At 42.3% G+C, this 24,507-nt stretch carries 24 protein-coding genes and 2 pseudogenes; 13 read left to right on the forward strand and 13 right to left on the reverse strand.

Features of this window, described 5'->3' with window-relative positions; genetic code table 11:
• Positions 1–182: 182 nt before the first annotated feature.
• Positions 183–1,199 carry a sulfate/molybdate ABC transporter ATP-binding protein gene (locus LC653_RS05810; RefSeq protein WP_229493289.1) on the reverse strand — a complete coding sequence of 339 codons (1,017 nt, stop codon included), beginning with the start codon at positions 1,197–1,199 and terminating at the stop codon, positions 183–185.
• 154 nt (positions 1,200–1,353) lie between these two features.
• Between LC653_RS05810 and LC653_RS05815 the strand changes: the two genes are divergently transcribed.
• Both LC653_RS05815 and LC653_RS05820 read left to right on the forward strand, forming a co-directional pair.
• A complete protein-coding gene (locus tag LC653_RS05815; protein WP_229493290.1) occupies positions 1,354–1,770 on the forward strand; it encodes a hypothetical protein in 417 nt (138 codons plus the stop codon).
• Between the two features lie 90 nt (positions 1,771–1,860).
• A complete protein-coding gene (locus LC653_RS05820) occupies positions 1,861–2,502 on the forward strand; it encodes a hypothetical protein (protein ID WP_229493291.1) in 642 nt (213 codons plus the stop codon).
• 91 nt (positions 2,503–2,593) lie between these two features.
• Here LC653_RS05820 and LC653_RS47235 read toward each other — a convergent pair.
• A pseudogene (locus tag LC653_RS47235) lies at positions 2,594–2,728 on the reverse strand (transposase); the annotation flags it as partial.
• Positions 2,729–2,941: 213 nt separating this feature from the next.
• On the opposite strand from LC653_RS47235, the gene LC653_RS05825 reads away from it, so the two are divergent.
• From LC653_RS05825 to LC653_RS05840, 4 genes are all read left to right on the forward strand, one after another.
• The gene (locus LC653_RS05825) at positions 2,942–3,283 is read left to right on the forward strand and encodes a zinc ribbon domain-containing protein (protein WP_229493292.1); all 342 of its coding nucleotides are present in this window, start codon (positions 2,942–2,944) and stop codon (positions 3,281–3,283) included.
• Between the two features lie 158 nt (positions 3,284–3,441).
• The gene (chlP, locus tag LC653_RS05830; RefSeq protein ID WP_229493293.1) at positions 3,442–4,662 is read left to right on the forward strand and encodes a geranylgeranyl reductase; all 1,221 of its coding nucleotides are present in this window, start codon (positions 3,442–3,444) and stop codon (positions 4,660–4,662) included.
• Between the two features lie 482 nt (positions 4,663–5,144).
• The gene (locus tag LC653_RS05835; protein WP_229493294.1) at positions 5,145–5,456 is read left to right on the forward strand and encodes a hypothetical protein; all 312 of its coding nucleotides are present in this window, start codon (positions 5,145–5,147) and stop codon (positions 5,454–5,456) included.
• On the forward strand, positions 5,446–6,825 hold the full coding sequence (locus LC653_RS05840; RefSeq protein ID WP_229493295.1) for a pentapeptide repeat-containing protein: 1,380 nt from the start codon (positions 5,446–5,448) through the stop codon (positions 6,823–6,825). The genes LC653_RS05835 and LC653_RS05840 overlap by 11 nt, the downstream gene beginning before the upstream one ends.
• A gap of 20 nt (positions 6,826–6,845) precedes the next feature.
• Here the strand turns inward: LC653_RS05840 and LC653_RS05845 are convergent, their stop codons facing one another.
• From LC653_RS05845 to LC653_RS05865, 6 genes and pseudogenes are all read right to left on the reverse strand, one after another.
• Complete coding sequence (locus tag LC653_RS05845; RefSeq protein ID WP_229493296.1) at positions 6,846–7,460, reverse strand: Uma2 family endonuclease; 615 nt, start codon at positions 7,458–7,460, stop codon at positions 6,846–6,848.
• Positions 7,461–8,031: 571 nt separating this feature from the next.
• A pseudogene (locus tag LC653_RS47240) lies at positions 8,032–8,421 on the reverse strand (M10 family metallopeptidase C-terminal domain-containing protein); the annotation flags it as partial.
• Positions 8,422–8,705: 284 nt separating this feature from the next.
• Positions 8,706–9,326 (reverse strand): Uma2 family endonuclease, encoded by a 621-nt coding sequence (locus LC653_RS05850; RefSeq protein ID WP_229493297.1) that lies wholly within the window; start codon positions 9,324–9,326, stop codon positions 8,706–8,708.
• Between the two features lie 232 nt (positions 9,327–9,558).
• Positions 9,559–10,047, reverse strand: a complete 489-nt coding sequence (locus LC653_RS05855) for a restriction endonuclease subunit R (RefSeq protein WP_308189042.1) — start codon at positions 10,045–10,047, stop codon at positions 9,559–9,561.
• Positions 10,048–10,399: 352 nt separating this feature from the next.
• Positions 10,400–11,176 carry a type I methionyl aminopeptidase gene (gene map / locus LC653_RS05860; protein WP_229493298.1) on the reverse strand — a complete coding sequence of 259 codons (777 nt, stop codon included), beginning with the start codon at positions 11,174–11,176 and terminating at the stop codon, positions 10,400–10,402.
• Positions 11,176–12,198 carry a Gfo/Idh/MocA family protein gene (locus LC653_RS05865; protein ID WP_229493299.1) on the reverse strand — a complete coding sequence of 341 codons (1,023 nt, stop codon included), beginning with the start codon at positions 12,196–12,198 and terminating at the stop codon, positions 11,176–11,178. Before LC653_RS05865 ends, map begins: the two co-directional genes overlap by 1 nt.
• 992 nt (positions 12,199–13,190) lie before the next feature.
• Here LC653_RS05865 and LC653_RS05870 point away from each other — a divergent pair.
• Positions 13,191–13,490 (forward strand): ferredoxin, encoded by a 300-nt coding sequence (locus LC653_RS05870; protein ID WP_229493300.1) that lies wholly within the window; start codon positions 13,191–13,193, stop codon positions 13,488–13,490.
• A 200-nt stretch (positions 13,491–13,690) separates the two neighbouring features.
• Here LC653_RS05870 and LC653_RS05875 read toward each other — a convergent pair whose 3' ends face one another.
• The gene (locus tag LC653_RS05875; protein WP_229493424.1) at positions 13,691–15,280 is read right to left on the reverse strand and encodes a SpoIID/LytB domain-containing protein; all 1,590 of its coding nucleotides are present in this window, start codon (positions 15,278–15,280) and stop codon (positions 13,691–13,693) included.
• A gap of 310 nt (positions 15,281–15,590) precedes the next feature.
• On the opposite strand from LC653_RS05875, the gene LC653_RS05880 reads away from it, so the two are divergent.
• The 4 genes from LC653_RS05880 (at position 15,591) to LC653_RS05895 (ending at position 18,426) form a co-directional block, all read left to right on the forward strand.
• Positions 15,591–15,854, forward strand: coding sequence for a ParB N-terminal domain-containing protein (locus LC653_RS05880; RefSeq protein ID WP_229493301.1), 264 nt, complete (start codon positions 15,591–15,593; stop codon positions 15,852–15,854).
• A 254-nt stretch (positions 15,855–16,108) separates the two neighbouring features.
• Positions 16,109–16,600 carry a Dps family protein gene (locus tag LC653_RS05885; protein ID WP_109009651.1) on the forward strand — a complete coding sequence of 164 codons (492 nt, stop codon included), beginning with the start codon at positions 16,109–16,111 and terminating at the stop codon, positions 16,598–16,600.
• A 184-nt stretch (positions 16,601–16,784) separates the two neighbouring features.
• Positions 16,785–17,459, forward strand: coding sequence for a nucleotide exchange factor GrpE (gene grpE, locus LC653_RS05890; RefSeq protein ID WP_229493426.1), 675 nt, complete (start codon positions 16,785–16,787; stop codon positions 17,457–17,459).
• Between the two features lie 640 nt (positions 17,460–18,099).
• On the forward strand, positions 18,100–18,426 hold the full coding sequence (locus LC653_RS05895) for an STAS domain-containing protein (protein WP_229493302.1): 327 nt from the start codon (positions 18,100–18,102) through the stop codon (positions 18,424–18,426).
• Here LC653_RS05895 and LC653_RS05900 read toward each other — a convergent pair whose 3' ends face one another.
• The 4 genes from LC653_RS05900 to LC653_RS05915 form a co-directional block, all read right to left on the reverse strand.
• Positions 18,427–19,563, reverse strand: coding sequence for a PP2C family protein-serine/threonine phosphatase (locus tag LC653_RS05900; RefSeq protein WP_229493303.1), 1,137 nt, complete (start codon positions 19,561–19,563; stop codon positions 18,427–18,429). It lies immediately after the preceding gene.
• A gap of 426 nt (positions 19,564–19,989) precedes the next feature.
• Positions 19,990–20,757: a DUF1350 family protein gene (locus tag LC653_RS05905; RefSeq protein WP_229493304.1), complete on the reverse strand. Its 768-nt coding sequence runs from the start codon at positions 20,755–20,757 to the stop codon at positions 19,990–19,992.
• Between the two features lie 31 nt (positions 20,758–20,788).
• A complete protein-coding gene (locus tag LC653_RS05910; RefSeq protein ID WP_229493305.1) occupies positions 20,789–21,016 on the reverse strand; it encodes a hypothetical protein in 228 nt (75 codons plus the stop codon).
• A gap of 32 nt (positions 21,017–21,048) precedes the next feature.
• Positions 21,049–21,768, reverse strand: coding sequence for a hypothetical protein (locus LC653_RS05915; protein WP_229493306.1), 720 nt, complete (start codon positions 21,766–21,768; stop codon positions 21,049–21,051).
• 752 nt (positions 21,769–22,520) lie between these two features.
• Between LC653_RS05915 and LC653_RS05920 the strand changes: the two genes are divergently transcribed.
• Together LC653_RS05920 and LC653_RS05925 are read left to right on the forward strand one after the other, a co-directional pair.
• Positions 22,521–23,084, forward strand: coding sequence for a pentapeptide repeat-containing protein (locus tag LC653_RS05920; RefSeq protein ID WP_229493428.1), 564 nt, complete (start codon positions 22,521–22,523; stop codon positions 23,082–23,084).
• Positions 23,085–23,258: 174 nt separating this feature from the next.
• Positions 23,259–24,443 carry a M20 family metallopeptidase gene (locus LC653_RS05925; protein WP_229493430.1) on the forward strand — a complete coding sequence of 395 codons (1,185 nt, stop codon included), beginning with the start codon at positions 23,259–23,261 and terminating at the stop codon, positions 24,441–24,443.
• Positions 24,444–24,507 lie beyond the last annotated feature (64 nt).

The following is a 24,507-nucleotide window of genomic DNA, read 5'->3' on the forward strand; positions in this document are numbered from 1 at the left end:
ACAATAAATGTGTGAAAAGCCAGCGCACCAGCCTCAGTATGATACTGGACTGGTGCTTCTGTATATCCTTATCTGATCAGCATCTGCTATTACACAGGCTACTGGGGGATTTGGCAAATATTCTGGCAATGCTTTTCTGCTACGACCTAAAGCAGCAGGCATAAATACTTCCACATTGACAACTAAATTGAATAAGACAGCGGGAAGGACTTGGCATCCTTTGGCTTCACATACACCCGCTGTTTCGGTTCTAACTCTAATTGGTTAAAGCGATCGCGTGTTAAATGCGCCATCACCACTTGCCCATCATCAAAAGTTAATTCTACCTGAATTTCCCAACCCAAATGTATCAAACGGCTCACTGTCGCAGGTGTAGTAGAACCGTTAGCAACCTTTTCCAAAATCACATCTTGTGGACGCAAAAATACTTGTGGGTGTGGCGCATCAAATCCGCTACTTTGAAAAATCTTTGAGTTGCTGGGTAACACATTCACCGGGCCAATGAAGCTCATTACAAATGCGGTGGCAGGATTATCGTAAATTTCAGATGGTGTCCCCACCTGTTCCACACGCCCTTTATTCATGACCACAACTTCATCGGAGACTTCCATTGCTTCTTCCTGGTCGTGGGTGACAAAAACTGTGGTAACATGAACCTCATCATGGAGGCGGCGTAACCATGCCCGTAAGTCTTTGCGGACTTTAGCATCAAGTGCGCCAAAGGGTTCATCTAGCAGTAATACTTCAGGTTCTACTGCCAGTGCCCTTGCTAATGCTACCCGTTGTCTTTGGCCACCAGAAAGTTGTGATGGATAGCGATCGCCTAGTCCACTCAATTGCACCAATTCGATTAACTGTTCTACCCGCCCCTTAATCTTCTTTGGCTGTGCCTTACGAATTTCTAAGCCAAAGGCAATATTCTGCCTGACAGTCAGATGCTTAAATAGGGCATAGTGCTGAAACACAAAGCCAATATTTCGTTGTTGCACACTTTGGTATGTAGTGTCTTTACCGGTAAGTAGGATTTTACCGCTATCTGGCATTTCTAAACCTGAAATTAACCGTAGTAGCGTAGATTTACCTGATCCCGATGGGCCAAGCAACGCAACTAGCGAACCACTCTTAATTTCCAGGCTGACCTGATCAACTGCCTTGAAACTCCCAAATTGTTTGGAGACATTCTCAACTACTATACCCACTGCCGCTATACCTCTGCAACTAAATCTACAGATCCTTGATAGAATTACTGTGTCTTATATATACCATACATCTTTATTTATGGATGAATAAGATTTAGCTACCACAACTGTTGCAATCGAGGAAGCTACAATGAGGGACAAAGTGTGAGGAGCCTTGGGGTTAAAGAAATTCCCTAACCTGTTTCCCAAAGACTCGCCAAGAATCATTCAAAAATCGCGGCTTGTTCTCAAAGAAGGAAAATGGCGAGAGGTTACATACAAACGCGAAGAACGCACCGCATCAGGAGTTTATAATTTTATTGTCACTCTAGAGGGAATAGTGTTTATTCGTAGAGCCAGTGCGAGGGTTGCAGATAGAGCAATTGGTCATATAGATTTAGCAAAGGGAGAGGATGTAAAATACGCTGGTCGGCTCTACTTTTCAGGACGCAATAATAGAGGCATCCTTCGCAAATGGACTAATGAATCTGGACATTATCGACCTGCTGCTGAATCGATGAGCAACGCAGATTTACTACCTCAAGAACTTTTTGAGCCAGGTCAATTCAAAAGTCTAATTAGTCTCAATTGAATGCCTGGTAATTATTAAGACATTTGATCGCATTGGAGTGTAATTAAATCGGATGATAAATGTTATCAGAGATTAATAGTTACAAATAATATGATTAGCCGATTTATTACCGATAAAAATTTTGAAAACCATAAAGCTTTACAACAGAGGCTGATGAGTTTACCCGAAGAAGCTCAGTTCGATGAGATCAGCGCTATCTTAGATCGAAATTCTGTCATCGGTCTAAAGTTAGCTAATGCCATATTGAAGAATAAAAGATACTTTGAGATTCTGCTTGAGCGAGGAGTCGCAGAAGCAAATGCTAGTGAAATAGAACTATGGCTAAAGTATTTACTCCCGCGTCTTGGCTTTCGACGTGTTATAGCCATCCTATCTGGCAAATTATCAGAACAGCCTCAAGAAGTACGTAAGGCTTCATACTGGCTACCCAAATTTCTACCAAAAGGTAATGAGCAAGCTGCAAAATTACTGAAAGAGCTTTTGAATAAGGAGAAACAGATGTTAGGTAAAGAGTACAAAGCTGTTAGAACTTCCGGGCAAATTTACAAGTTAATTTTAAGAATCAAGAGTACAGGTGAATATGCAGTTTTTGGTGGATATCAATTGGGTAGTCAGGGTTCTAAAATAATTGTTGAAGTTCTCAATTCAGAAGACTTATATCCAACTGGTGGACTGAGGGAAGTATCACCTAGTGATGTAGAGATTCTCGATCCACAACCTTACAACGATTAATACTAAGGGTAGTAATTAGGTTGGGTTACAAAAATTATACCTGTAAGTTTTACGTCACCACTAGCGATCGCAGTTAGAAAAGATTCAATGTACAGGTGTTTTCAAATATCTCTTGCAGTCTTAATAGCATGGACTGATTAATTACTTTTCTGCGATATTTAGTCACTAGCACTAAATGAATATTTAAACTGTAAACCGCTGTGTGCCTTACGTTGTAAGTCATGCCACCAAATGGTATTATGACTATATGTTACTCACTTACCACTCGACTTCATCTTCACGTTGCAAGGCAGAGAAAAGAGTTTCACTTGTCTGTTGCTCATTGGTTGGTTAATTCTTATGACTTAATTATTTGTAATGCACACCTCGACCCTACCTAGCTAGAACGCGATTAGCTAAGTCGATACTAGATGTTGCATGGTCGGCATTCCTTCAAATCATGCAAGCAGTAGCGGTAAGACGCGGCAAGCATACACGAGGCGTTGACCCTAGAGGAACTAGTATCAACTGTTCAAGGTGTGGTGCAAGAGTTGAGAAAACCCTTGCAATTCGTGTTCATAGCTGTTCTTGTGGACTAGTTATAGATCGGGACTGGAACAGTGCATTAAATCTGAGGCAGCGCGGTCTTGGGGTTTCCCCAAGTGGAGCGACTGCCGTGTTAAAGCATGGGTCGGTTGGACTACCGATTTCTGGCTGTGGAGGATACTTGGATACAAGTCCTGTGAAGCAGCAAGTCTCTTATGTGAATCTGAGATGCTCCCGCTACACCGCCTGCGGTTAGCGGGAGAGTTGTCACTAACCAAATTCTCCATCTCGCTTTTCGTATCGAAACATTAAGGAATATTGCATTTCAGTAGAAACCTGAAGGTAAAGCGCCAAATCACCCAAAAGACCGTGGTAGTATGCTCTCGGTAAATGTGAAGATTGGGAGAAAGACCTTTGACACTACGGGTTGCTGTTATTGGGTCAGGCCCTGCTGGTTCATCTGCCGCAGAAACACTGGCAGCCTCTGGGATTGAAACCTACTTGTTTGAGCGGAAGCTAGACAATGCAAAGCCTTGTGGGGGTGCAATTCCTCTATGTATGGTGAGTGAGTTTGACTTGCCACCAGAGATTATCGATCGCCGGGTACGGAAGATGAAAATGATTTCGCCTTCTAATCGGGAGGTTGATATCAATCTGGTAAATGAAGAAGAATATATAGGAATGTGCCGCCGGGAAGTACTAGATGGCTTTTTGCGCGATCGCGCGGCAAAAATCGGCGCAAATTTAATTAATGCCACTGTTCATAAACTTGATATACCAGGAAACAATACTGATCCCTATACCATCCATTACGTTGACCATACAGAAGGGATATCACAGGGTATTGCCAAAACTCTGAAAGTGGATCTAATTATTGGGGCAGATGGGGCTAATTCTCGCGTTGCTAAAGAAATGGACGCTGGGGATTACAATTATGCGATCGCTTTCCAAGAGCGAATTCGCTTACCCGAAGACAAAATGGCCTACTATAACGACCTCGCCGAAATGTATGTCGGTGATGACGTTTCTACCGATTTCTACGCTTGGGTTTTCCCCAAATATGACCACGTAGCGGTTGGTACTGGTACAATGCAGATCAATAAAGCCAGCATCAAACAGTTACAAGCGGGTATCCGCGCTCGTGCTTCGGAGAAGTTGGCAGGCGGTAAAATTATCAAAGTAGAAGCCCACCCCATTCCTGAACATCCCCGTCCCCGTCGTGTTGTCGGTCGCATCGCTTTGGTGGGAGATGCTGCTGGTTACGTTACCAAGTCTTCTGGCGAAGGTATTTATTTTGCCGCTAAATCTGGGCGGATGTGTGCCGAAACCATTGTGGAAGCATCTAACAGTGGTAGCCGTATTCCTACAGAAGGCGATCTTAAGGTTTACCTGAAGCGTTGGGATAAAAGATATGGACTCACTTACAAGGTGCTGGACATTCTGCAAACCGTGTTCTATCGTTCCAACGCCACCCGCGAGGCGTTTGTGGAAATGTGTGATGACCTCGATGTACAACGGCTAACATTCGATAGCTATCTGTATAAGACGGTTGTCCCAGCGAATCCCATCACCCAACTGAAAATTACTGCCAAAACCATTGGTAGTCTAATTCGGGGTAATGCGCTTGCACCTTAATTGAGTGCGGAATATTGGAAGTTGCAACAAATAAATTAGCCAATACGGTTATAGTAGACCTCTTGCAAAAGTCTCTAACACCCCACTCCTAACCCCTAAGAGCTTTTTGGGCTACGGTGTACACACAAGTCTGAAATAGCTGATTAACCAAGGTTTTACCCCTCCCTAACCCGGACCTTATAAAGGGGAGGGAACTAAATTTCCTGTTTCCCCCCAAAATATCGGGGGCATTAAGGGGGGTAATTCGACTTGTGTGTACACCGTAGGCTTGCTCTTAGGGGAGACGAAGCGTAGCTTTGGTTCTTTGGGGTTCTTGTGGTTTAGTAAGTAACGCGATGTGCAACTTAATATTTTGACCTCTCTCCAAACCTCTCTCCTAAAAGGAGAGAGGCTTTGAATTTTCCCCCTTCCCTCATAGGGAAGGGGGTTGGGGGGTTAGGTTTGAGTAAAAGTTGCACACGGCGTTAAGTAATCAAGCGGACATGATATCAGTCGTGACGGGAACCACTTCAGACTTAATGGGAACCACTTCAGACTTAATGGGAACCACTTCAGACTTAACGGGAACCACTTCAGACTTAACGGGAACCACTTCAGACTTAACGGGAACCACTTCAGATTTAACGGGAACCACTTCAGATTTAACGGGAACCACTTCAGATTTAACGGGAACCACTTCAGATTTAACGGGAACCACTGATGTTGCCAGCACAGTTTCTGCATTTAGTGCAATTTCTAATAAAACAGATGTTGTTCTGAATCTGCTGGGTCAAAATAGAAAACATGACAATTGAATCCGATTCCTCTAATCTACCAACCCCAGAACCAGTCCCTGAAAACGACTTGCAACCAGATGACTTTGACGGGAGTGCAAGTGAGAAGAACCTAAGCTCAGAAGCACTAGCGACACAACAAGCACTAGCGGCGATGTCTAACGACAAGTCGCTACGCGTCTACGCATCTTTGCAATCTCCGCAACATACAACTGCTCTAAAACTTGCCCGTTCTGACTTTCAGCAACCCACTACCAACCAATTCATAGTTAAGCCGAGGGCATTGCTGCTCATCCTCGTAGCGATCGCCATCACCTTCATTGGAGTTATCCTCAATAACTGGATCGTCGGCATTATTGGAACGCTGATAACTTTGCTGTTATCCCTAGCGATATTATTGCCTTGGTTGCAAAAAGCCTTATACGAGTGGTTTTCACCCCAAGAACGCACCCTGTTTGTTGCTGTTTTGGGACTAATAGTAGCGATCATCGGTTTGATCAAGTTTACAGGTGTGGGCGATCGCTTGCTTGTTTGGGGACGCCAGATTAACTGGGACATTGCTGGAACCCTAGCAGAATGGTTTGGCGCTTTGGGGCAAATTCTGATCGCCGTCATCGCCGTTTACGTGGCGTGGCGACAATATGTTATTTCCAAAGACTTGACAATTCAGCAAAACCTGCTGACAGTTCAGCAAAACATCATCACCCAGCAGCAGACAATTGATTCCTATTTCCAAGGCGTTTCAGACTTAGTATTAGATCAAGAAGGATTGTTAGAAGATTGGCCCCAAGAAAGAGCGATCGCCGAAGGACGCACTGCGGCAATTTTAAGTAGTGTAGATGGCAGTGGTAAAGCGAAAATTCTCCGCTTTCTCTCACGTTCCAAGTTGCTCTCACCCCTAAAACGCGATCGGCTATTAGGTCGAGCCATTCTCGACGGCAGTGGCGGATATGCAGAAGACCGCCTGGAAGGTGTGCGTGTCATCGATTTAGGCGTAACGCTAGCCGCAGCAGACCTTTCTGGTACTGATTTACGTTGGACTGATCTCAGCGAAGCTAATCTTGTCCGCGCTAACCTAGCCGATTGTGATTTAGTAAAAGCCAACCTTTCCCGCACTATTTTATATAGTGCTAATCTCAGTGGTGCCGACATCAACGGGATTCGCCTATTTTACGGTGTAGTGGATAAAGCATCACCCCGTAGTCGCACTCAACCACCAAATTATCAAACCGGCGAACACACTGGCGCTGTGGTGGAAAATGCCGATTTCACCAATGTACAGCGCATGTCTGAGTCTACACGTAACTACTGTTGCGCTTGGGGTGGTGAAAAAACTAGAGGTACTATTCCTGGTGGTTGTGAAGGTATTCCTAATAAGTTGGGAAGATAATTATAAGACTAGATAAAAAATTAGTTAGCCGCATTAAAAATCTGCTGTGCAGTTAAATTTAATTGGGGAAAGGTAGGTGATGAAATCGCGGTGTTACCTTGAAACGCTGTCATTTGATATTCACCATCAACTAATTCGCATACAAAAATAGTGGGTTGTTTGGGATTGCCGATGAACTTTCTTGCACCCAATGCAGCATAATCAGCAATCCAATATTCGGGAATGCCCATTTCTTCATAATCCCTAAGTTTATTGTAGTAATCATCTCGCCAGTTGGTTGAAACAACTTCGATGACTATTGGAACCGATGCTGCTTGGCTTACTGTTGACTGTTTTTGAAAAAGCGGTTCATTGTCGAGATTATCAAGATTTAGCAGCAACACATCAGGCGAATAAGCGGATTCGGCAGAAGGAGTTTTGACCAATGCAGTTTTGGGAATTCCGTAGGGTAAATTGAGACGATCGAACTCCACAGTTAATTTCCGCGACAAAAATGCAATAACTTTTTCATGTGTTCCGGTTGGAGGCGGCATTTCAATAATTACTCCTTTGTGCAACTCATAGCGTTTTCCATCGTTGGGATACCATTCGATAAATTCATTAAAGGTTAGTAATTTGGGCAACGCTTGGGTCATAATCTTACCTCCATATATGTTTTACTTTATCATGCAATAAATGTTGATTAGGATTACAAATATATTAAATGGCTTTATGTAAATTCTTGGGGGTTGCCTAAATTCAATCAACGACTGCCCGAATTCAATCAACGACTGTCCGAATTCAATAAACGACTGTCCGAATTCAATAAACGACTGCCCGAATTCAATAAACGACTGTCCGAATTCAATAAACGACTGCCCGAATTCAATAAACGACTACCCAAATTCAATAAACGACCGCCCGAATTCAATAAACGACTGCCCGAATTCAATAAACGACTGCCCGAATTCAATAAACGACTGTCCGAATTCAATCAACGACTGCCCGAATTCAATATAGGAACTTAGTACACGTCACCCTAAAAAAGGGTCGAAATTTAATTTTTTGTAGGTTGGGTTGAGGAACGAAACCCAACAAGCGCGGAAACGTTGGGTTTCGCTCCGCTTAACCCAACCTACAGTTAGTATTTCTAACGCAAACGCTCCCCTCCCCTTACCAAGGGGAGGGGTTGGGGGTGGGGTATTAAGGACTTTTGCAAGAAGTCTATTAAACGATAATATCGCTTGCCACTAGTAGTGATGATCCTTCAAGCTGAATCTCGAAATTAGCCGATAGATTACTATCAGTATTACCTTGGAGAATATCTCCTGAATAACGGATCTGGCCGGGTGCGGTGAATGCGCCACTTCCTATGTAAGTGAAGGCTTGGTCGCCCGTTATATTGGTGTTAGCGTCTATGCGAGATAGATCGATTCGATCTCCTGGTAAGTTACCGTTTCCAACAAAATCTTTGATAATATCCCGTAACAAACCAGGTTGACTATCTGAAACTGAGTCGAACTGGAAAACATCGTTGCCATCGCCTCCATAGAGAATATCAGTGCAACCACCCCCTATGAGGGTATCGTTGCCACCAAGGCCAAAGAGGGTATCGTTGTCGTCATATCCTGGAGTTTCACACTTTCATTCAGCAACACCGAGAAAATAAGGTGGAAAAATAACGAGTGCGAAGAGATAACAGAACTACACCCGATTTGAACAGGTCTTTGCTATTAACTCTGAAGATTTAAGAAGCACTGGATTTATTGATGATGTTGACATCAAAATAGTGCCAAGAGTCATGTTATATCGTTTTTGCGCTTTTCCAACATAACCGCCACTGACGAATTATTAAGTAGTTCAAATACTTCTCCCCAGAGAGCGCCACGTATTCCCCAATCCTAACTATAGCGACCTGCAACAAATATCTGTTCTGCGGTCAAATTCAGGTCTGGAAATGTTTGGGATATGAGGCGTTCTGTTCCCCTAAATTGTTGTCCTTGATAAATTCCATCGACTAACTGATAAATTGCGATCGCAGGTTGTTTGGATAACCCAATGTAGCGTTTGCCTCCTAGCCCTAAATAATCTGCGATCCAATACTCCCCAATCCCTAAAGCTTCGTAGTCTTCCACTTTCCGGGCATAGTCATTCTGCCAATTCGTACTAACGACCTCCACGACCAATTTCACAGATTTGCCTAGTGTAATCACTGGCTCAGTTTTCCATAATGGCTCATTCGCCAAAGCCGTCTGATCAAGAATCACAACATCAGGTCTAAAAGCTGAATTTTGACCTAATGGTTTAATCAGGCATTTCATGGGAATAAACCAAGGCAAGTTGAGCAGATCAATTGCTAGATTGAGTTTACGATTAATTAACCCTGCTACTTGTTCATGAAGTCCAGTAGATTTTAAGTCGATTAGTTCTCCGTCAATTAACTCGTAGCGTACATCATCCAGATAGCCAGCAACGAATGCCTCAGAGCTAAGATTGCTTATATTAATAGTGGCTGAAACCATCAAGATTTGTCCTTCTAGGTTCAGAACTAGAGCAGATATTGCTGCTCTTAGAGGATGTTTGAAAAGTGTTTGGCTGTGATTTTAGGCACTTATTGATCCCCCCTAACCCCCCTTAAAAAGGGGGGAACCGGAATCAAAGTCCCCCAATTTATCGGGGGATTTAGGGGGATCTAAAACGTTTAGCTACCCAGAAGAGGACTTTTCAAACAACTTCTTAATTAATTCTAATCAATCAAGCAAAAGTCAATTGACTAATACGCTTCAAAATCTGGAGTACATTATATAACTCATTACCACGATTACGGACATCAAAAATATCCGAAGTGGCATAGCGAGGAGGAGATCCTTTGAGCAGTTTAATGAACATAAAACTGCCACCAGAAGTAATCATGCCAAATACTACATCTTGTGACTGAGGAGCAGCCAGCATATATGCCAGAATTTGGTCAAGTCCTGCTTCTACTGAATAAGCAACCTGTTTAGACTCAATAACTGTTACCCAGAATTTTTGATTTAGAAGTAAGAACTCAATTCGTCCTTTGATGATAGTTTGCTTGTCTGGTGTTTCAATCTCGATAGATTTCTCTAATTTGAGGTGAAAAGGAGGTAAATAAAACTTGCCAATGAATAGCAGTGGCGATAAAACAATCGTGTTAACTGTATTTTCTAATAAAGGCGGATAGTTTCGTAAATTTATGTAACCTGCCTTTATTTGATCCAATAGCTGCAATTCTTAAGTTTGTCACTTCTGGTAGGTCATCTTGCCACTCTCGAAAGAATTCTTCCGAATCAACTAACTCTAATCCATAGAGCAATATTAGTTGCTCAAGTGTGAAGTTTTCGGCAGCAAGAGTTTCAACCATTATGTTAATCAAGTAGTAGAAAAATCTACCAGTTTAGCAGGGCTATTTCGTTCTAGACATAAACCGCCCAGAACTGAAGTTCCGCGCTAATAGTCCAAGTCCACTAAAGTGGACTAAAAGCCTTTCTTAGTCCACTTTAGTGAACTTTTGCTATTAGCCTCAGAATTCATTCTGAGGCGGGCTAGATGAGAATGAAATAGCCCTACCAGTTTAGTAATTCTCGCCTTCAGGTAAGGTGAGAATTTCAACGCCATCTTCCGTTACAGCTAAGGTATGCTCACATTGAGCAGAAAGCTTGCGATCGCGCGTTACCGCAGTCCATTTATCGCCCAGAACCTCGACTTCGTAAGTACCTTCGTTAATCATTGGCTCAATAGTAAAAACCATCCCTGGTCTGAGGCGCTTACCCTTACCCCGTGTGCCATAATGGGGAACATCCGGCGCAGTGTGAAAAATGTTACTGATGCCGTGTCCAACGAAATCTCGCACTACAGAAAAGCCTTGTCCTTCAGCATACTCTTGAATAGCTGCACCAATGTCTCCAATACGTGCCCCAGGTTTAACTTCAGCAATACCCAAGCGCAAACACTCTTCTGTCACCTCTACCAGCTTTCTCGTTTTTGGGGAAGGAGTACCGACAAAGAATGTCTTGGATGTATCGCCGTGATAACCTTCAACAATCGGCGTTACATCAATATTAATAATGTCACCATCCTTGAGAATTTGCTTGGCATTGGGAATGCCGTGACAAATTACCTCATTTACACTAGTGCAAATTGACTTAGGATAGCCCTTATAACCAAGGGGTGCGCTTTTTGCTCCATGCGCTTGCGTCCAGCGTTCGGCTTCATCATTCAGTTCAAGAGTGCTAACCCCTGGCTTCACAAACGGTTCGAGATGCTGGAGAAGTTTAGCAGCTAAACGCCCAGCTTGACGCATTTTGTCTAATTCTCGTTGCGATAAAATAACAATTAGTTCGGTTTTCATTAACTTTTATCTAAAGTATCTTTCATAAAAATAGTTAACCCTGTCTGTGCAGCTCTTTGTGCAGCATCAGCAACCTTTAGGGTATACAAGCTCTCTTCTGGGGTAACGTACAAAGGAGTGCCATCAAAAAGATGGTCTAACACCATACTCGTGTCTTTGGCGAACAAACCCCGGCGAGGGCCAACCTCTATAGGTGTTGTTTCCCCTGGCTGGATGAACATTCCTGTGTCACCATCAAAAATTAAACCACCTTTTTCACCGTGAACTTCAAACTTGCGTTCTGATTGCCAAATAGTTTCGCCTTTACCATAGACTACTTGGGCTAAAAGTCCGCTAGTAAAGTACAGTTGACTAATGCAAAAACAAGTTTGGTAATATTCTGGTTCTATTTCCCAATATCGCTGGTGACAGTTAACAGTCAATACTTTACCAAATAAATCGGTGAGACGATGTAAGCGGGACAGCGCACCAATTAAAGGGAAGCCGAAAAGCTCATGGTTATAAGTCCATTTGCGGGGTGCAGGATTCTGGGGATTGATGGTGCTGTAGCGAACATAAAACACTTCACCAATTTTGGCTAAGTTTTGCTTCAAAGCTTGATGCAAACCACCCAAAAGTTCCAGATGTTCAACGTGCAGGAGTTTTTGTTGTGCTTTGGCTAAGGCAATCAGTTCTTCAGCTTCGACTACATCCAACGAAAGAGGATACTCTACAATTACATGTTTGCCGTTGGTAAGTGCTGCACGAGCGATCACACCATGATCTCGATTGATAGTAGAAATCACCACCAGGTCTATATCTTCACGCTCTACTAGCTTTTGCCAAGAACTCAACGCTTCAATCTGGTATTGTTTGGCAAAGGTTTCTGTTGTTTCTGCGGTATGACCAACAGCTGCGATTAACTGCGATCGCATTCCCTCATTATGGAGCAATGCCTCAGTTCTAAACTTTGCCGCATACCCAGTACCCACCAAACCTACACGCACTTTTGCTTTTTCCAAAGCTGCTTCTGAATTATACATGATCCTCACTAGTTCTGTTTTTGATTCTTTCACGCTTCTAGTGGTGAGATTCTCTCTTCATGGAAAATCGAATAACTTCACCAGTCTAGACTCTACAACATTGGTACTAGGGCGGGTTTTCAAAACTATAACTACAAAAGAATGAAGACGTTGGCGCAGCCATCGCCTTCTGTTGCGCCTTTGCTATGCGTAGCTTGCTTAAGAGTAGGGATACAGCAAGGCTTTTCTACCAGAGGCTACGCCAACACACTTAAATTTACGGAGTTGCTACGGTATTTTTTTAATTACCAACTCAATGCTTATTTCTTGCTCATGATATTGATAGGACTTACGCAAACTCTACGATTTTTCTCTACGAGACGCTGCGCGTTGGCGGAAGCCTCTCAATACGGTTCGGTTAAGGTGCATAGTCCTTAAAGATCCCCCTTAGTCCCCCGATAAATTGGGGGAAATAGAGCCATTCTGAGCAAGCCTTTTTTAAGGGGAGCCAGCGCGGTCTTGGGGTCTCCCCAAGTGGAGCGACTGGCGTGGGTTGGGGGGATCGAGTCTTATCCGAACCGTATTGGGAAGCCTCTCGTAGAGATGGCGGTTCGATCAATTAAGCTTTTTAGAACTTTTTGCGTAAGTCCTAATTGAGAAAATCTCTACCTGATCGAATGAAACAGCCCTACTTTTTAAGGGAAGTGGGGATTTCTTCTGCGTAAGTCCTACAAAATACAAGTGGCATTAATCCTATTCATATTTCTTATCGATTCAGATAACTTTTTCTAATTACAGCCTGACTAGGGCAGGAAATAATATAAATAAAACTTATCAGGATTAAGCAACTAAATTTCATTACTAATCGGGTTCAATTTCCAGTTACATAGTTTAATTTTTCTCGTAGTATCAGAATTGAAGCAAATTTGAACCAACGGCTAATCCCACAGAACAGCCGTGACCTTTGCCTAAACATAACTTATACTACCGTTTGCAAAAGAGAGGATTAGTCAATGCCAACCTATAAAGTGACACTAGTCAACGAGGCTGAAGGACTTAACACAACAATTGAAGTTCCTGATGATGAATATATTCTAGACGCTGCTGAAGAACAAGGTATTGACCTGCCTTACTCTTGCCGCGCTGGTGCTTGCTCGACCTGTGCAGGTAAACTCGTATCGGGTACTGTTGATCAGAGTGACCAGTCATTCTTAGATGACGATCAAATAGAAGCTGGATATGTACTGACCTGTGTCGCTTACCCAACTTCTGATCTGACAATCCAAACTCACAAAGAAGAAGAACTCTACTAAGAGTTAGGCCCCTCAACAATAAACCTCTTGCAAGAGTTAGTGATGTTGAAACAATAGAAGCATCGCATCTATTGTCAACGCCCTTTCAATGCCGTGTCTATAAAGCGACTTTGACAAAAAGCCTAATTTAGTGTTGAGCAGGAACACAAAATTTACTGTGTTCCTGCTTGATTTTTTAAGTATGGAATTTTCCGATTAGCTTAAAGTTTAGTCTCTTTGCTGAAAATCTGAATCTGAGTACCAGGATAGTAAAATTGCAGAATTTTCTGACTCGACCAACCTAATTTAGCTAAATTTTGAGCGCCAGTTTGACTCAAGCCGACTCCATGTCCTAATCCACCACCAATAAAGGCGTATCCCCACAGTTCGGATTTTCCTTTGTTTAAAGGTTCTATGTAAAATAGCGTACTTCTAGGAGCAGCAAAGGCACTACGAACTTCGTCTTTGTGGAGAACAAAGGTGCTGTTATCAGTTTTAACGGCAAGTTCAAGGATACGCCCACTCTGGCTTCGCTTCACTACTGCCATAGCCTGAATTGTCTTAAATTTGGCATAGGGACTGTTTTTTACCTGCAAAAATTTCTGCAAGTCCTTGGTAATATCCTCTAAAGAGGTTTCCTTGTGCCAACGAAACATATCCCACTTGCTTTCATTAAATCCTTGTTGCGTATTAATAAATTTTTGGAAGTTCTTTTCATCTGCTAAACTCTGCTTAGATAAGTTCCAAAAATTAGTCGCGGCATCCAGTACAGGGCGCAGATAGGGACGATCATCGCCATTCCAGACATCGCTGAAGGAGGCAGTAACGCCGCCAGTCGTGGAAGAATAAAGGGCGTCTACTAGTTCGTTTTTATAGGTTACTACCTTACCCCTGGTTGAGGCGATCGCTCGGTCTGTTTTGGCCGCCGCTCCATTCAGCCCATAATAAACTTGGCAGTGAGTATCAGCACACAACTGATAGTTATCTGCGGCAAACCTGCGTAAATTTCTTAAAGCATAAGTCCGAGCGAGAATTGCTTGGGCTTCCAGCGCTGCTGTTGGTGCATTTGTGCCTATTTCATAAGGCACAACCCCACGCAAATAAGTTTCTAAAGGTACTTGGTTAACTAGAGTGTATGTGCCATAAGCATTAGGCTGCAAATTCAGTCGTCCGGCATAAAGACGAGCAAACTCTTGTTTTTCGCTTTTATTCACCCGAATCAAGTTTTTCTCAGTGCTAATTTCCAAATCATTCGGGCTATAGCGGTTACCATCCACCACCCAACTAACTCGCGGCACTTGTTTTAAAATCTTAGTATCAAGATATACTTTTTCTTTGGTAGAAGCTTGGATGTTTTGCAATAGCAAGCGTCGCAGTAAAGGAGTGCTATAAACATCTCGTTTTGCCCAAACCTGCCAACGTTCTGGCTGGGCTATTTCCACTTCCATTCCTTGAGAACGCCATTTATTAGCACTGTCTTCTGCAGTTTCAAAGGTGCGGTATGTGCCTAAAACTATCACTTCTTCGACTGCTGGCTGGGGTAAAGCCTGCATGACTGTTTCCAGCTTCACAGGGTTCTTGGTAACCAGGGTTTGCTGCTTGTTGCCCGTAAGAAATTTTAGCTTTAAGCGATCGCCTTTTGTGGGTTCTAGTTGCAGCTTGGCTGTGGGTTGTGAGCCAAATCGCTGCACAATCCCAATTTTCAGTTCCATACCCTGGATGTTACTTTCAGGCCCTGATGCAGCAGTTAGTCCCAATAGACAAAATGTGGCCAGTAGAGTGTGGGAAAAACGCCAAAGCGAAAATTTCATGGCTATCTGATAACGTACCCCTACTCTTAAGCAAGCTACACGCAGCGTCTCTAAGAGTTGCGATCGCGAGTAATCGTTCGTTGCGTGGTCACTGAGCTTTGTCGAAGTGCAGCGTCTCATAGAGAGCGTCTTCTGCCCCTTAATGCAGTGTTGGAGCTGATTTTTTAATTGCTTTGTAGTGCGGTTTTTTTGTCGCATGAGTGCTCCAATGATACCATTAGCAGTTTTGCCCAAAGTAGTTGCAAAACGTAGTCATAATGACTATGATTTATTTAGAGACACAAAACAGAACTAGTTGGATAAACTCCTTATGGTTAGAGTCCAAGAAATTCCATTAAATCAGATAAAACGGCCCTTACCCCGTGCAAACGATCCAAATAAAGTGCAAGCCTTAATGGAATCGATTGCGGAAATTGGGCAGCAAGAACCTATAGATGTCCTAGAAGTAGATGGACAATATTATGGCTTTTCTGGTTGCCATCGGTATGAGGCTTGCCAGCGTTTAGGCAAACAAACCGTTTTAGCCAGAGTCCGTAAAGCACCCCGCAGCGTTTTAAAGATGCACTTGGCATAGAGAATGGGAGTGGGGAGAAATCAATTCAAAATTCAAAATGACGCTCTCTACGAGACGCTCTTGCTAGCTTGCTTCCCCGCAGGGGTACGCGGACTCGCTCATAGCGTTGCCATGCCGTTGGCGCAGCCTAAGAAGAGAAGGCTTTACGCTACGCTAACAAAATTCAAAATTGAAGAACTCCTGCCTCCTCTTCTCCAATGCCCCATGCCCAATTCCCAATCCCCAATTACATATAACCTAATTAGGAGAAAATTATGTCATCGAAAGTAACAGTCAAAAATGTAAATATAGGCATTGACGAGGCGAGTAGGGCTAAAATTGCCGAGGGTTTATCTCGCCTGTTGGCTGACACTTATACACTTTATCTGAAAACTCATAACTTCCATTGGAATGTAACGGGGCCGATGTTCCAAACATTGCATTTGATGTTTGAGACCCAGTATACAGAATTAGCTTTAGCAGTTGATTTAATTGCCGAGAGGATTAGAGCGCTTGGCTATCCTGCGCCAGGAACCTACAGCGAATATGCCAAACTGAGTTCGATTCCAGAAACTCCCGGCGTTCCTAAAGCTGTGGAAATGATCGGTTTACTAGTGGAAGGACAAGAAGCCGTAGTCCGAACTGCACGCTCTATTTTCCCCGTGGTAGAGGAAGTTAACGACGAACCTACCGCCGATTTATTAACTCAACGGATGCAAGTACACGAAAAGACAGCTTGGATGTTGAGAAGTTTACTGGAAGAATAGTATTGGGGAATGGGGAATGGGGAGTAGGGAGCAGGGGAGGCAGGGGGAGCATAAGAGAATAATCAATGCCCAATACTTCGGCTTACCTCGGCAACTCTTGGAGACGCTATTCGCGTTCGCTCGGCACAAGTCGCTCAGTACAAGTGCCCAATCCCCAATTCCCAATACCCAATTCCCAATACCAATGCCCAATTCCCAATTCTCAATGCCCAATTCCCAAAAGTTGCAAGATTTAATGCAACAGGCGGGGATTCCTAGTTTCAAAGCGCTGAGTCGCGCTGCTGGCGTCTCAGAGCGTCAGCTTTTGCGGTTACGCCAAGGAAAGCTTGAGCAGATGCGGGTAGATATACTGCTTAAGCTGTCGCCAGTGCTACAAATTTCATTGAATGAATTAATCGCAACTTTTTCAACCGTAGAGTTGTTACCAGAGAAAGCAGCGCCTACTCAGGAATTATTAGAAGAAATTGCAGATTTAAGAAAAGAGTACCAGCGATCGCAGCAACAAATAGAACAACAGCGAGAGATATTACTACAAGAACTCCAGCAGTCAAGTTTGCAACTGCTGGAGTCTTTATTATTGCAATGGCCAACAGCAGCACAGAAAGCGCAGGAAAATCCCCAGCTAGCAGCAGTCAAAATAGTACCATTGGTGCAAAAACCTCTAGAAAAGCTTTTACAGGCGTGGGGAGTGGAAGCGATCGCACCCGTAGGAGCAGAATTACCTTATGACCCCCAACTGCACCAATTAATGGAGGCAACTGCACAACCTGGAGAAATAGTCAAGGTGCGCTACACTGGCTACCTTCAAGGTGAGAAGCTGCTTTATCGAGCTAAAGTAAGTCCTCTTAGAGAGAGTTAGAAGGCAAATTTTCGTCTTTCTCTAACTTCACGGAGGAATGCCGTATCTTAGAGGTTGTTTGAAAAGTATTAGGCGAATATAATTCGCTACTACACAGGCGAACGGGAATAGCGTCTCCAAGAGTTGGGGCTGACCCTGGCGCTGCTGAAAGCAAATTTTTTTGGTAGAGATTCTTAATCTAGATAGGAATTATTGCAATTATGTAAGTAATCGGACATAAATAAATGAAAATGCAAATTACCATTATATTGATATTAAAAGTTTTTACCCAGCAATGACGACTATTTTGATAATGTTTATTGGACAAATTTCAGGTTTTAAAAAATTTTTGGCAAATTATCCGAAAAGCTAGAAATTTTGCTTGTAGTTCAATATTGGACTCCAAACATAAGATGTATTTCGTTTCCTTTTACTTGGTCATTTGCTAGTAATCAGGCAATATTTAGTTAAATAAAGATTAGTTTTTGATAAATAATCAAATAAAAATATTTATAGTTTATCTTCCCTTATTCTGGTATTACTTATCAATAAATATTCAGCAGTAAAGTATTATTTTTTTGTAAGCCTTTTTAAATTTTCTATGATGGGTATATAATAGCAAAATCAGAGCATCATTTACAAAAATCAGCATGACATAATTATGATAGAACAAGTGAAAATTATTAAGCTCACCGGGAATTTAAACGCTACAACTTCACAAGATTTTCGACAAAATATTACTGAAAGTTTAAAATTGGGTACAAAAATTGTGTTAGTTGATTTTCAAGATGTAACATTTATGGATAGTTCCGGTTTGGGAGCTTTAGTGTTAGCTTTTAAAACCTTGCGGGCAGCGGATAGTAAGCTTGTTCTATGCTCAATTAATGAGCAAGTCCGGATATTATTTGAACTGACTAATATGGATAAAGTGTTTGAAATATTTCCTAGCCAAGACGCATTTAACCAAGTTTTAGTCTCAAAGACTTAATTAATCAAACTTAATTTGCAAGATAGATAAATCATCATCAAAAGCATCTTTGGAGTTCAGAGCGATTAAATAACTCAGTACCTGATCGAGTTGGCAATCAACCGGATTTTGTAAGCTAACTAATAGCTGAATAAAAGCATCCAAACTCCAAAGTGTGCCATCTGATTTAGTGATTTCATAAGCACCATCACTAAAAATGTAAAGGGTACTGAATTTTTCAATATTGTAAAACCCATCAACATATTTTGCTTCTGGAAACATCCCAACTGGCATACCGGGGGTTTTCAAGAGTTGAACTTCAGACTTTCTTGGAGATGTGCCAGTTACTAAAACAGATGGTGGATGACCTGCACTAGCATAAATTAACTGGCCGTTGGTTCGGTTGTAAACTCCATACCAAATCGTAAAGTATTTGTCATTTTGATAATTCATCTGAAAGGTATCATTCAAAGCCTTCAACACATCGCTAGGTTGATAATAATTTAGGCTTTTGAGCGCACGGGAACGCAGCAGATTTAGCACTGAAACAGAGGGAAGAGTAGCTTTGAGTCCATGTCCGGCGGTATCGAGTAAGTAAATTGCCAGACAATCGTCATCAAGCCAATAGTAGTCGAAGCAGTCACCGCCGAGTTGCCGCGAGGGAATGAATCGGAAATTTATATTGAAGGGTTCAGTCATGGGAAGAGGCAGGAGCGATCGCACATATTCTGCGGCTTCTGACATTTCTGATTCTAAAAGCAACTTTTGAGCCTGCAAATCTCTACTCAACTGATGCAGACGTAATCCCGCTCTTACCCGTGCTTGTAATTCATTATGCTCGATAGGTTTAGAAATAAAATCATCAGCACCAGCATCTAGACCTTTAACACAATCGGCAACCGAATCTAAAGATGTTAATAAAATAAAGAATGTGGTGGAAAATTTGGGATCTTTCTTAATGTGGTGGCAGACTTCCAAACCAGTTAACCCTGGCATGATCCAATCACAAATAATTAGTGCTGGACGGTAAGCCACTGCTTTTTCTATCCCTTCCTCACCGCTACTGGCAGTCACTACCTCATAACCCTGTTTTTCCAACATCCTTTTCAGAAGTATTTTTATTGAATAATCATCATCAATTACTAATATTTGAAACATAAAAAATGTAGTAAATACTAATTAATAAATTGCTTTTAGTAGGCAGGAGGAACCCATGTTTAAAAACATAGGATTGTAACAAGGAGCGGAGGCGGAGACACTCGCCTGGGCACTTTGTATCTTACGGCACTTTCTGCGACGCTGGATGACTCGCTCATAGCGTTGCCATGCCGTTGGCGGAGCCTCTCTAAGAGTTGGCTTTACGCTGCGCTATCGATGCAATTCTTTTTTTTGACTGGGCAATAACCCAGCAAATGAGTGTTTTCTTCCAACTGAGCCTCCTGCCTTCTGCCCCCTGCCTTTCTTTGTAAAAATAGATAATAAAATAGGATCTGGGCTAATGAGTTAGTAGTTCTAATAAAGAGATCCTACTAACTCATTTCTATTTTGCCGTCGAATTGATGAATTTTTAATAGTCATAAAACATTATGGGGGTGCAAGAGGGTTCACCCACAAGAGGATGGTATTTTTTAGCTGGTTCAAGTCGCGGTATGCTTCTTGTTTGAACCATTGCCCTAAGGCATCAAAGGGGGTGAAAGATGTTCCAGTTTGCCATTTAATGTCTTGACCTAGAGGTGTTGTATGAGTTCCTGGTAACGTTTGTGTTGTCACCATCTCATCAAAGCGTTGTTGTAAGATTTTGGTTAAAGCTGCGGATTGGTCAATGGTATCATTGCTAAATTTTATTAATAAATTGCGCCTGATGTCGTAACGCTCTTGGACAAGCTGGTTGGTTTCCAATGGTGAGGGGGTAAACTCGATTTTCAAAGTAGAATTGAATTGTTCTACTAAGGGGATAGCTTCTTTAGCGGCGTAGTTGTTGAAGGATATTAAAATATTGCCTGCGCGTTCTACTTTAAAGAGGCTACCAATCAGCAAGTGAAGTTTACAGCCCATACTGTGCCCAATGCCGTAGATGGGGTAGTAAAGCTTGCGTAATGCCCCAGAATCTTGTAGACGTTCGAGGGTACGGTCAAAGTTTAGCAGCACAGATTTTGCGATCGCAGTATGATCCAAGGTGTTAACGAAAGGCGTAGCAATTACAACATAACCTTTACTTGCCAATTGTTCGAGTAACCAGCGATAAGTGATGTGCGGTGCAGTGGCGACAAATGCACCTCCTAAAAAATGGATGATACCTATGGGATTTCGGGGAATGATTACCCAGTTGCCTCTGACTTCTTTCCAATCCATGCCGATAAGCGATCGCTTTTTTGTATATTCTTTATGTTAGACCGGCGATCGCAACCGTGGGAAGGATTATGGAAAAAGCCATTGAGGATATCTGGCGAGTAGGTTGGAAGTCAACCCACCCAGCAGCGTCTATGGACTTATAGGCAGCATCTACGCTTTTTCCAACTCTTACTGAGTACTGAGTGAATTCAGGAGTGCTTTCTAAATCTCCATTACAAAACTTAATTACCTGAGCGCAGCGTCTCGTAGAGAGCCTCATTACGAATTACGAATTACGAATTACGAATTACCTTAACGCTGAGTCTGTAATCTTTTCATTTCGTGTTGCACATCTAATGCAATCTGTAATGCTTCATTAAGTAACCTTCCATGCTCAGTAGCCTGTTCATTTACTTGCATGGCTGTTAAAGTTGCTAAATTGTTGACGAATAATTCTGTATTACTAAGGATAAAGCTCTTATTTTCTCTCAAAATTCTTTCTGTCTTTAAAGCGCGAACTAAATCTGATTTGGTCAGTTTTAGAGCTTCGATAACACTTGCTCTTTCCTTTATAAGCACTTCTGGATTACCAGCTTCTTCTATTTGGTCATTGATATCTATTGCTTTAATAACAATATTATATCTTTCAACATCGGCTAACAGGATTTGCAGAGAATTTGTCATGTTAATTTTGACAATTTTAATTCTACTTTTCCATATTAAATATAAGATAGTTTGTGTAAAACCGCCAATCCATAGGACTAATATTATTAATAATAGCCAGGATGGAATTGATATCCATGCTACAAATATTTTTATAAATATATCAAATAAAAGATAGCCAAAAACAAATGTAGCAAACCCAATAAAAATTACAGTTGCTCCTTCCGAGCTTTTAAGTTTTTGAATGTATAAAACTGCTAATTTTTTCAGGGAATTTGTAATGATTAAGAGTTGATCATTGACAGGTAAATTAGTCAGATTTTGCAGTTCATACTGACTAATTTCCAAGCCCTGTAAATCATCCCGCACAGCTTTTCAATCCTTGCCAGAATAGTGATCTAATCTAATATAGCAATCAAATTTCTGGAATGCTGGCATTTTGTCTAAACTTTTTCAGGCAAGTTAATACTTCTAGGCAATATCAATAATTTTTGTACAATATGATACTCTTTTACCAAGATAACTATTTCTCCAAAAAATCAATTGTCTGTAAATGCAATGAAAATGTAACATTTTATTGTCCTGCTAAACAGCCATTTGCAACTAGAATAAAGAATAATATCAAAGTCCACAAAAACTGATATCTTGCAGCATTCTCGATTAGCATCATCGCCCGCCCATAAATAAACTTCAGAGGCTCAGATAAAAGCTAAAATCTTTGTCAAAGTCAATTTTTTTAACGTAGACGCAAAGCGGTGAGCTAGTCCAGTGGATGGATTCCTGGGTATAAAGGAACTGGCGTTAGCGTAGCGATAGCCACAGCGCAGCCTAAAGCCTTCTCTTCTCCCAATATCCAAAAACAAGATCCCCCTAGTCGTGTTTTTCATCGAGCTAGGGGGATCACATATGTGGTAGTCTATAAGAGGTTCGGTATAGTTGCTTACGAATCGATTTTATAGCCTATATTTCGATTTGAATAGTCTTACCATTAGAATTTATAGTATTTTTACAGCTTCTTAATCAATGCTTCATCCTTGTTGTTCCTTAGAGAGGCGGTATATGTAAGTATGACAGTACGCAGTATGCGTCACTTGTCATTTTTGTGGATATCTGTAAAAAATATGAAACTCAAGATTGTCGCTACCGTTGCTCTGTTAGCTTGTTTTGGGTTTGCAGAGCAAGCCGTGGCATCAAATCAGCTAGATTTGGATCAGTTGAAGGCAACAAGTACCTGTCCCAGGTGTAATTTGAGTGGTGCTGACCTAACTAAATTTAATCTAACTGGAGCAAATTTGCGAGGGGCTGACTTGAGTGGTGCTACATTATCTCAAGCTAATCTCACGAATGCCGATCTCACTGGTGCAAATTTAGAAGGTGCGATTCTAAATTGGGTCAATCTCAGTGGTGCTTCCTTAACAGGAGCCAATTTGAAATCAGCATCTCTGGAAAATGCCGATCTGTCTAATGCCGGTTTCATCAGCGCCAATTTGGAAGCAGCAAACTTAAAAGACGCCAAATTGCTGTTTACCAATTTTCGGGGGGCTAACTTCCGACTAACAACTCTAGCTAATGGTGTCGTCACCTCCGACAAGCCCTATGGCTGGTCGTTAGAGCGTCAAAATCCTAGAGAATGTAATGAGTTTAAACCCGAAAATACTCTAGGCACAACCTGCTACTCAAAATAAATTGGGGAGTAGGGAATGGGGAGTAGGGAATGGGGCATTGATTATTTCTCCCTCATCTCCCTTATCCTCCCCTGCCCCTTTGCTTCTTGCTTGACTTATCCTTGTATAGCAAAAGCATTTTGTTTGTTAACAGTTCTTTATCATGGGAAAAAAGCCTATAGATTAATTAAATCCATGCTTACCCATATTAAAGACTTAGCAACAAAACTAGCGCCCCGCTTAATTGAAATTCGCCGCCACATTCACTCTCACCCAGAACTGAGCGGTCAGGAGTACCAAACAGCAGCATTTGTCGCTGGTGTTTTGTCTTCCAGTGGTTTGCACGTACAAGAAGGAGTTGGCAAAACGGGCGTAATTGGAGAACTCCAAGGCACTAGCCAAAATGGCCGTTTATTGGCAATTCGCACCGATATGGATGCCTTGCCAATTCAGGAGAACACTAATTTAGAATATGCCTCTCGCGCAGAGGGTGTTATGCACGCTTGTGGTCACGATGTCCATACCACAGTGGGGTTAGGAACGGCAATGGTGCTGTCCCAATTGGCACAGGAGTTGGGTGGAAAAGTGCGGTTTTTATTTCAGCCAGCCGAGGAAATTGCCCAAGGGGCAAGCTGGATGGTGAAAGATGGGGCGCTGGAAAATGTCTCGGCTGTATTAGGGGTTCATGTTTTTCCTTCTATACCCGCAGGATCTATTGGTGTGCGTTACGGGGCATTGACAGCCGCAGCTGATGATTTAGAAATTCTGATTATGGGAGAATCTGGGCACGGGGCGCGTCCCCATGAGGCGATTGATGCAATTTGGATTGCTTGCCAAGTCATTACTGCACTGCAACAAGCCATCAGCCGGACACAAAATCCCTTGCGTCCTGTCGTATTGAGCATAGGGAAGATTAATGGTGGTAGAGCGCCGAATATAATTGCTGATAAAGTGCAGTTATTGGGAACGGTGCGATCGCTCCATCCCGAAACCCGTGCCCATCTCCCAAACTGGATTGAAAACATTGTAGCTAATGTTTGCCATACCTATGGGGCAAAATATCAAGTCAATTATCGCCAGGGTGTACCCGGTGTCCAAAATGATTATACCCTAACGCAATTGTTACAATCAGCCGCAGAAGAAGCTTGGAGTAGCGATCGCGTTCAAGTCTTACCCGAACCTTCTCTTGGTGCTGAAGATTTTTCTATGTATTTGCAACACGTCCCTGGTTCCATGTTTCGCTTGGGTGTCGGCTATAAAGAAAGAATGATTAACCACCCCTTACACCATCCCCAGTTTGAAGTTGATGAATCTGCCATTATCACCGGCGTTGTAACTATGGCATACACAGCTTATAAATACTGTCAGCAAAATTTTTAAACAAAAACTCCCAGCACATCAGCGCTGGGAGTTTTTGTTTAACTAACCTTTTTTAGTGGATATA

Source organism: Nostoc mirabile CHAB5784, from assembly GCF_020829645.1.
Classification (GTDB): domain Bacteria; phylum Cyanobacteriota; class Cyanobacteriia; order Cyanobacteriales; family Nostocaceae; genus Nostoc; species Nostoc mirabile.

Excerpts from the sequence above, each read along its gene's own strand:
- LC653_RS05850 (WP_229493297.1), bottom strand. The coding sequence starts at position 9,326 with ATGGTTTCAGCCACTATTAATATAAGCAATCTTAGCTCTGAGGCATTC.
- LC653_RS05910 (WP_229493305.1), bottom strand. The coding sequence starts at position 21,016 with ATGAGGCTCTCTACGAGACGCTGCGCTCAGGTAATTAAGTTTTGTAAT.
- LC653_RS05840 (WP_229493295.1), top strand. The coding sequence starts at position 5,446 with ATGACAATTGAATCCGATTCCTCTAATCTACCAACCCCAGAACCAGTC.
- LC653_RS05870 (WP_229493300.1), top strand. The coding sequence starts at position 13,191 with ATGCCAACCTATAAAGTGACACTAGTCAACGAGGCTGAAGGACTTAAC.
- LC653_RS05905 (WP_229493304.1), bottom strand. The coding sequence starts at position 20,757 with ATGGATTGGAAAGAAGTCAGAGGCAACTGGGTAATCATTCCCCGAAAT.
- LC653_RS05925 (WP_229493430.1), top strand. The coding sequence starts at position 23,259 with ATGCTTACCCATATTAAAGACTTAGCAACAAAACTAGCGCCCCGCTTA.
- LC653_RS05845 (WP_229493296.1), bottom strand. The coding sequence starts at position 7,460 with ATGACCCAAGCGTTGCCCAAATTACTAACCTTTAATGAATTTATCGAA.
- grpE (WP_229493426.1), top strand. The coding sequence starts at position 16,785 with ATGCCCAATTCCCAATTCTCAATGCCCAATTCCCAAAAGTTGCAAGAT.
- LC653_RS05880 (WP_229493301.1), top strand. The coding sequence starts at position 15,591 with ATGGTTAGAGTCCAAGAAATTCCATTAAATCAGATAAAACGGCCCTTA.
- LC653_RS05895 (WP_229493302.1), top strand. The coding sequence starts at position 18,100 with ATGATAGAACAAGTGAAAATTATTAAGCTCACCGGGAATTTAAACGCT.
- LC653_RS05920 (WP_229493428.1), top strand. The coding sequence starts at position 22,521 with ATGAAACTCAAGATTGTCGCTACCGTTGCTCTGTTAGCTTGTTTTGGG.
- LC653_RS05900 (WP_229493303.1), bottom strand. The coding sequence starts at position 19,563 with ATGTTTCAAATATTAGTAATTGATGATGATTATTCAATAAAAATACTT.
- LC653_RS05835 (WP_229493294.1), top strand. The coding sequence starts at position 5,145 with ATGATATCAGTCGTGACGGGAACCACTTCAGACTTAATGGGAACCACT.
- map (WP_229493298.1), bottom strand. The coding sequence starts at position 11,176 with ATGAAAACCGAACTAATTGTTATTTTATCGCAACGAGAATTAGACAAA.
- LC653_RS05875 (WP_229493424.1), bottom strand. The coding sequence starts at position 15,280 with ATGAAATTTTCGCTTTGGCGTTTTTCCCACACTCTACTGGCCACATTT.
- LC653_RS05885 (WP_109009651.1), top strand. The coding sequence starts at position 16,109 with ATGTCATCGAAAGTAACAGTCAAAAATGTAAATATAGGCATTGACGAG.
- LC653_RS05865 (WP_229493299.1), bottom strand. The coding sequence starts at position 12,198 with ATGTATAATTCAGAAGCAGCTTTGGAAAAAGCAAAAGTGCGTGTAGGT.
- LC653_RS05820 (WP_229493291.1), top strand. The coding sequence starts at position 1,861 with ATGATTAGCCGATTTATTACCGATAAAAATTTTGAAAACCATAAAGCT.
- LC653_RS05825 (WP_229493292.1), top strand. The coding sequence starts at position 2,942 with ATGCAAGCAGTAGCGGTAAGACGCGGCAAGCATACACGAGGCGTTGAC.